The sequence below is a fragment of the Streptomyces sp. NPDC058964 genome (assembly GCF_042741275.1).
GTDB lineage: Bacteria > Actinomycetota > Actinomycetes > Streptomycetales > Streptomycetaceae > Streptomyces.
In genome coordinates this window covers 1-7,375 of record NZ_JBHYKH010000427.1, presented here as the reverse complement: position 1 = coordinate 7,375, position 7,375 = coordinate 1, and the positions used below count along the sequence as shown (strand labels likewise).

At 73.6% G+C, this 7,375-nt stretch carries 7 protein-coding genes; 5 read left to right on the top strand and 2 right to left on the bottom strand.

The window, feature by feature from the left end; genetic code table 11:
* A partial coding sequence (locus ACFW2E_RS35635) for a hypothetical protein (RefSeq protein ID WP_384472773.1) occupies positions 1-435 on the bottom strand: 435 nt, incomplete at its 3' end.
* A 116-nt stretch (positions 436-551) separates the two neighbouring features.
* Between ACFW2E_RS35635 and ACFW2E_RS35630 the strand changes: the two genes are divergently transcribed.
* The 3 genes from ACFW2E_RS35630 (at position 552) to ACFW2E_RS35620 (ending at position 2,675) form a co-directional block, all read left to right on the top strand.
* Complete coding sequence (locus ACFW2E_RS35630) at positions 552-1,625, top strand: exo-alpha-sialidase (protein ID WP_384472771.1); 1,074 nt, start codon at positions 552-554, stop codon at positions 1,623-1,625.
* Positions 1,626-1,662: 37 nt separating this feature from the next.
* Positions 1,663-2,376, top strand: coding sequence for an NADPH-dependent F420 reductase (gene npdG, locus ACFW2E_RS35625; RefSeq protein ID WP_384472768.1), 714 nt, complete (start codon positions 1,663-1,665; stop codon positions 2,374-2,376).
* Between the two features lie 86 nt (positions 2,377-2,462).
* A complete protein-coding gene (locus ACFW2E_RS35620) occupies positions 2,463-2,675 on the top strand; it encodes a hypothetical protein (RefSeq protein WP_384472765.1) in 213 nt (70 codons plus the stop codon).
* Here the strand turns inward: ACFW2E_RS35620 and ACFW2E_RS35615 are convergent.
* Positions 2,665-3,465 carry a site-2 protease family protein gene (locus ACFW2E_RS35615; RefSeq protein ID WP_384472763.1) on the bottom strand — a complete coding sequence of 267 codons (801 nt, stop codon included), beginning with the start codon at positions 3,463-3,465 and terminating at the stop codon, positions 2,665-2,667. The two genes, ACFW2E_RS35620 and ACFW2E_RS35615, sit on opposite strands and share 11 nt — an antisense overlap.
* A 102-nt stretch (positions 3,466-3,567) precedes the next feature.
* On the opposite strand from ACFW2E_RS35615, the gene ACFW2E_RS35610 reads away from it, so the two are divergent.
* Positions 3,568-4,011 (top strand): DUF6578 domain-containing protein, encoded by a 444-nt coding sequence (locus ACFW2E_RS35610; protein WP_384472760.1) that lies wholly within the window; start codon positions 3,568-3,570, stop codon positions 4,009-4,011.
* Between the two features lie 14 nt (positions 4,012-4,025).
* The gene (locus ACFW2E_RS35605; RefSeq protein ID WP_384472757.1) at positions 4,026-7,223 is read left to right on the top strand and encodes a BTAD domain-containing putative transcriptional regulator; all 3,198 of its coding nucleotides are present in this window, start codon (positions 4,026-4,028) and stop codon (positions 7,221-7,223) included.
* Positions 7,224-7,375: the final 152 nt, after the last annotated feature.

Here is a 7,375-nt window from a genome sequence, read left to right as displayed (position 1 = left end):
GGTGCTCGGCCACCTCGACCTCGCCCGCCCGCCCCCCCCGCCCCCGAGCCCCCCCACCGACCCCCCGGCGCGCCGGGCCTCGTGCACCCGCTCCAGCAACGGGGCGGGCTCCTGCGGGGCCACGACCAGCAGCGTCTCGCCCCGTCGTGCCGCCCCGATCCGACCCGGCCCCACCGCCAGGTGCGCGGGGTCCGCGGGCCGCGCGCCGTGCCGCACGAGCGTCGGGGCCAGCTCCGGCGTCCCCGACCACGCGGCCTCGTCCACCAGATGGGCCGCCAGATGCCAGGGTTCGTACTCCGGTGTGCCCACCAGCAGCAGCCCGCCGCCGTGCGCCACCACGGACCCGCGCAGCACCCCGGCGAACCGGCGCGTGGCACCGAGCCACTGAGTCCCGGCAAGCACTTCGCGCAGCAGCGCGACCCTTACGGCATCCATACGACCGCATCCTGCCGCAACCGGTCACTCGTGACGCGGAGTTCACCCCGAATTCGCCCAACTCGGGGAAAGTGCACAGTCACCGGAGACCCACGTCTGCAACGGGAGCCCGCCTGATGACAGAAGTCACCGTCCCCTTCCGCGCGGGCCGCGAGGGCTACGCCAGTTACCGCATCCCGGCGGTCGTCGTCACCGCGCACGGCACCCTGCTGGCCTTCTGCGAGGGGCGCGTCGGCTCGGCGCAGGACCACGGCCGGATCGACATCGTGCTGAAGCGCTCCACGGACGGCGGCCACACCTGGGGCCCGCTCCAGGTCGCCGCGAGCAACGGCCGGGACCTCGCCGGGAACCCCGCCCCCGTCGTCCTCGGCACCGGACGCGTCCTGCTCGTCCACGTCCGCGCCGCCGCCACCGCGAGCGAGGACTCCATCCTGCGCGGCGAGGTGAAGGCCGCCGCGGGCCGCCGCGTGTGGGTGCAGCACAGCGACGACGACGGCGTGAGCTGGTCCGGGCCGAAGGAGATCACCAAGTCGGTGAAGCGGGCCGGCTGGCGCTGGTACGCCACCACCCCCGGCCACGCCGTCCAGCTCCGCTCCGGCCGGGTCCTCGTCCCCGGCAACCACACGGTCCCGCCCACCGGAACCGACGTCGGCAACGAGCCCAGGTACAACAGCGGCCACTGTCTGCTCAGCGACGACGGGGGCGAGACCTGGTACCTCGGCTACGTCGACGAGAACACCGACGGCTACGTCAACGTCAACGAGACCACCGCCGCCGAACTGCCCGACGGCCGCGTCTACTTCAACGCCCGCAACGACTCCCCGTCCCCCGGCAACCGCGCCGACGCCCACTCGGAGGACGGCGGGAGGACCCTGGTCAGACCCTTCCGCCCGCAGGCCGGTCTCACCGCCCCCGTCTGCGAGGCGAGCGTCCTCCAGCTCCGTGACCCCGACGTGCTCCTCTACTCCGGCCCCGCCGACCCCGCCGCCCGAGCCCTGATGACCGTCCGCGCCTCCACCGACGACGGCACCACCTGGCGCCCGGTCCACACGGTCGACGGACGGCCCGCCGCCTACTCCGACCTGGTCCGCGTCGACGAGGACACCGTCGGACTCCTCTACGAGACCGGCGACTTCGGCCCGTACGAGACCATCACCTTCCGGCGGGTGCCGGTCACGGACCTCACCTGACGCGGTGCGCGCGCGACGGCGGACGTAGAGTCGCCGCATGACCTCTACCGACAGTGCACAGCAGCCCGCGAAGGCCCCCGCCAAGGACGTCTGGGACCTGCCCGACGTCTCCGGGCTCGTCGTCGGCGTGCTCGGCGGGACCGGGCCGCAGGGCAAGGGCCTCGCCTACCGGCTCGCCAGGGCCGGACAGAAGGTGATCATCGGTTCCCGGGCCGCCGAGCGCGCCCGGGCCGCCGCCGACGAGCTCGGCCACGGCATCGAGGGCTTCGACAACGCCGAGACCGCGCGGCGCAGCGACATCGTGATCGTCGCCGTGCCCTGGGAGGGCCACGGCAAGACCCTCGAGTCCCTGCGCGAGGAGCTGGCCGGCAAGCTCGTCGTGGACTGCGTCAACCCGCTCGGCTTCGACAAGCAGGGCGCCTACGCCCTGAAACCGGAGGAGGGCAGTGCCGCCCAGCAGGCCGCTGCCCTGCTCCCGGACTCCCGGGTGACCGCCGCCTTCCACCACCTGTCGGCGGTACTGCTCGAGGACCCGGAGACCGAGCGGATCGACACCGACGTCATGGTGCTCGGCGAGGAGCGGTCCGACGTGGAGATCGTCCAGGCCCTGGCCGGGCGCATCCCCGGCATGCGCGGCGTCTTCGCGGGGCGCCTGCGCAACGCGCACCAGGTGGAGTCCCTGGTCGCGAATCTGATCTCCGTCAACCGCCGGTACAAGGCGCACGCGGGACTGCGTGTCACGGACGTGTGAGACGCGGCCACCGTCGTGTGAGACGTGAGGGCGCATGGGGGACACTGGACGGCAACAGCAGTGTCCCCCGACAGGAGCGCCCCGACATGCCCCCCCTGCCCCCGCCCGGCCCGACCCGGCGACTCGCCCTCTACACCCTCGTCGTCTGTCTGCTCGCCGTGGCCGCGGCGGTCGTCTCCTTCGTCCAGGGCAGCTGGCTGGGGATCGTCTGGGTGCTGCTCGCGGGACTGTCGTCCAACATGACCTGGTACTACTTCAAGCGCGGCCGGGGCGCCGGGGGCAGGTCCGTCACGGGCTGACCGAGCAGAACTCGTTGCTGCCCTGCCAGAAGCGGTAGAGCTCCTGGCCGCAGTACTGGTCGACGTCGTTGATCCCCAGCGAGCGCAGGATCGAGTCGATCACGTCGAAGAACGCGCTGTTGACGGACGGCACCCACAGCAGTCCGAACACGAACAGCAGACCGAACGGCGCGAACGGCTCCACCTGGCGCTTCACGCCGTACGACAGCCAGGGCTCGATCACGCCGTAACCGTCCAGGCCCGGCACCGGCAGGAAGTTCAGGATCGCGGCCGTGACCTGGAGCAACGCCAGGAAGGCCAGTGCGTACCGGAAGTCGCGCGGCACCCCGTCCAGGGCGTCCAGCCAGAACGGGGCCGTGCACACCACCGCGAACAGCACGTTCGTCAGCGGGCCCGCCGCCGAGATCAGGCTGTGCCGCCAGCGCCCGTGGATGCGTCCGCGCTCGATGAAGACCGCGCCGCCCGGCAGGCCGATCCCGCCCATGATCACGAACAGCACCGGGAGCACGATGCTCAGCAGCGCGTGCGTGTACTTCAGCGGGTTCAGCGTGAGGTAGCCCTTGGACCCGACCGAGATGTCCCCGCTGTGCAGCGCGGTGCGCGCGTGCGCGTACTCGTGCAGACACAGGGAGACGATCCAGGCCGCGGTGACGAACAGGAACACCGCGAGCCCCGGCTGCTCGGCGAACCCGGTCCAGGTGGCCCAGCCCGTGACCGCCGTGACGGCCAGGATGCCGACGAAGACGGGACTGATCCGCCGGTCGCTGCGGCTGGTGGTGGCGGTCGTCATGGAGAGCGCTCCTGTGGGCTGGGGAGGTCGGCGAGCCCGACCGTACCGGGCACGGAGGGAAAACGTCTCGCGGTGCGCGGTCGGTTCCTGAAAGGTGGGGCCATGGCACTGATGCGGGTGTTCTACGAGGACTGGCAGATGGAGTGCTGCGGCACTCCGTTCACCGTGGGGGACGAGGTCGGCTGGCGGCTGGTGGCCATGGACGGGGAGCACGTGAGGGAAGGGGGCTGGGAGGAGGAGCGGCGAAAGTACGGGGGACTGTCGTGGGTGGAGAACCACGGCCGCCCGTCGCACGAGACCACCGGCCTGGTCCGCGCCATCGACCTGGTGCACCAGGAGTACGCGGAGCACAGCCCCGGGGCGCATACTTTCGAACCGGTGTCCGGCACGAGGTCGCTCACCGCTGTCGACAGCTGCCCGAAGTGGTTCGAGCAGGAGGAACACCGTACGGAGTCGGGGCTGCGCCGCACCCGCCGCACGGCCGGTGTCCTCGTCACCCTCGACGTTGCGGGCGCCGCGCCACCGGAACCCCGTGACCGGCCCTGACACCACCGGAGACAATGGACCCCGTGCGCTATCGCATCCTCGGTACCACCCAGGCGCTCCGCCCCGACGGCACGGCCGTTCCCGTGGGCGGGGCGCGACTGCGTGCCCTGCTGACCGTGCTGGCCCTGCGCCCCGGCCGTACGGTGCCGGCGAGCCTGCTGGTGGACGAGGTGTGGCACGGGGATCCGCCCGTTGACGCGGCCGGTGCGCTGCAGGCGCTGGTGGGCCGGCTGCGGCGGGCGCTCGGCGCGGACGCGGTCGCCTCGGCCGAGGGCGGCTACCGGCTCGCCGCCGCGCCCGACGACATCGATCTGCACCGCTTCGAGCGGCTCACCGGCGACGGCCTGCGCGCCCTGGCCGACGCCGACCCCGCCAAGGCGGCCGCCACCCTCGACGACGCCCTCGCCCTGTGGCACGACCCCGCCCTCGCCGACCTGCCCGGCCGCACCGCCGAGGCGGCCCGCTGGGAGAGCCGCCGCCTCGACGCCCTCCGCGCCCGGCACACCGCCGCGCTCGCCCTCGGCGAGGCCGAGCACTCCCTGCCCGAGCTCACCGCCCTGTGCGACGCCCACCCCCTGGACGAGTCCCTCCAGTTCCTGCGCCTGCGCGCCCTGCGTGACGCGGGCCGCACGGCGGAGGCACTGGCCGCGTACGAGGACGTACGGCACCTCCTCGCGGACCGCCTCGGCTCCGACCCCGGCCCGGAACTGCGGGCGCTGCACGCGCAGTTGCTGAACCCGGGGGAGCCCGGCGGCCCCGGCGTCGCCGCCGGCGGGCCCGCGGTGCCGGACACGCCGGACCTCCTCGACCGCCCCCAGCGCGCCCCGGACGCCGCCGAGGACTCCTCGCCCGGCAACATTCCCGCCCGGCTGACCTCCTTCGTCGGCCGGGACGGGGACATCGAGGCCATCCGGGGTGACCTCGCCGCCGCCCGGCTGGTCACGCTGCTCGGGCCCGGCGGGGCCGGGAAGACGCGGCTGTCCCAGGAGGCCGCCGAAACCGTGCGGTACGCGGCACGGGACGGGGTCTGGCTGGCCGAACTGGCACCCGTCGACGACCCGGCCGCCGTACCGGAGGCCGTCCTCACCGCGATCGGCGCCCGCGAGACCGTGCTGCACGGCGCCGGCGCCGAGGGCATGCGGGCCGCCGTCGCCGACCGGCACGACGATCCCGTGGAACGGCTGGTCGAGCACTGCGGCCGCCGCCGCATGCTGATCGTCCTCGACAACTGCGAACACGTCATCGACGCGGCCGCCCGCCTGGTGGAACGGCTCCTCGAACGCTGCCCCGAGCTGACGGTGCTGGCCACCAGCCGTGAACCCCTCGGCGTACCGGGGGAGTTGCTGCGCCCCGTGGAGCCGCTGCCCGAGCCGTTCGCGCAGCGGCTGCTCGCCGACCGGGGCTCGGCGGCACGCCCCGGCTTCCGTGTCGGCGACGACCCCGAGGCCTGCGCGGAGATCTGCCGCCGGCTCGACGGCCTCCCCCTCGCCATCGAGCTGGCGGCCGCCCGGCTGCGCATGCTCACCCCGCGCCAGATCGCCGACCGGCTCGACGACCGCTTCCGGCTCCTCACCTCCGGCAGCCGCACCCTGCTGCCCCGCCAGCAGACCCTGCGCGCCGTCGTCGACTGGTCCTGGGACCTGCTCGACGAGGACGAACGGGACGTCCTGGGCCGGCTGTCGGTCTTCGCCGGCGGCTGCGACCTCGCCGCCGCCGAGGCGGTGTGCGGACCGGTCGCGCTCGAGGCGCTCGGTTCACTGGTCGACAAGTCCCTCGTCGTGGCGGCTCCCTCGCCCGACGGCGCAATGCGCTACCGGCTCCTGGAGACCGTCGCCGAGTACGCGGGCGAGCGGCTCGACGAGACCGGCCGGCGTGGGGAGACCGAGCGCGCGCACCTGACCTACTTCCGCGAACTCGCCCGCACCACCGACCCGTTGCTGCGCGGCCCCGGCCAGCGTGCCGCCATCCGGCGGCTCCAGGCGGAGTACGAGAACCTGCGTACCGCCCTGCGGCACGCCGTCGCCGAACGGGACGAGCAGGAGGCGCTCTGCCTCGTCCTGTCCCTGGTCTGGTACTGGCAGATGCGCGACCTGCGGATCGAGGCCCGCAACTGGTGCAGTGAGGTCATGTCCCTGGGCCCCGACCCCTTCACCGGGCCGCCGCGCCGTGCCGATCCGGTCTGGGAGCGCTGCACCGACACCCCGCCCCCGCTGACCGGCGAACTCCTCGCCGAGGCCCGGCGCGGTGTCCACCTGGCCCATCTCGCCTGCATGGACACCGAGCTGGACGCCTGGCAGACCCCGCAGGCGCAGGCGAAGCTGCGCAACGTCTCCGAGGTGTACGAGCCCGGCATGCCGCAGACCTGCCGCGCCCCCGGCCTGCTCTGGTTCTTCGCCGTGATGCTGACCGGCGGCGCGGACCGGCTGCGCGAGATCATCGACGCCTGTGTGCGCACCTGCCGGGACACGCCCGGATTCGAGTGGGAGCTTGCCGCCACCCTCCAGATGCGCGCCAACGTCCTGGCCAACCGCACCGCCTGGGCGGGCGACGCGACCCAGGACGCCGACGAGGCGCTGGAGATCTTCCGGCGCCTCGGGGACGACTGGGGCACCGCCGAGGCGTTCTCCGCGCGCGGCGAGGCGCACGAGCGCAAGGGCGAGTACCTGCTGGCCGCCGCCGACTACGAGACCGCCATCGAGCACGCCGAACGCCTCGGCGCCCGCGCCCAGATGGCGGTCCTCGGCGCCCGCCTCGGCAGCGTGCTGATCGAGGCGGGCGAGGCGGAACGCGGGGAGCGGATGCTGCGCGAGGTGATCGCAGGCAAGGAGGGCACGCACAACGAGGCGATGCCCGCCGCGCGGCTCTTCCTGTCCGGACGGCTCGCCACGACCGGCCGGATCGCGGAGGCGCGCGAGCAGGTGCGGCTGCTGCGCCAGGACTTCGCGATCTCTCACTTCATCGTCTTCGACGCGTTCATCCTCAGTCAGGAGGCCTGGCTCGACACCCTCGAGGGGCGCCACGAGGCCGCCGTGGACAGGATCCGGCAGGCGCTGCACCACGCGGCCGACCCGCTCTCCGAGGCCGTCACCCCGCACATGCGCTCCGTGCACCTGACCGTCGCCGCGATGGCCCTCGCCGGACTCGACGGCGGGGGGGGCGCCCCCCCGCCCCCCGGGCGTGCGAGCCACTCGACACGTTCTGCGACGAGCTGATGATCGGCCTGGGGGCCGACAACACCGACGACATCGCCCTGCTCGCCGTCCGCCCCTCGTGACCGCGACCGCCGGGCGTCAGCCGGTACGGTCTCCCTCGAGCAGGCCCTAGATCCGATCGTGCAGCTCCTCCGGCTAGAGTTGGAACAATC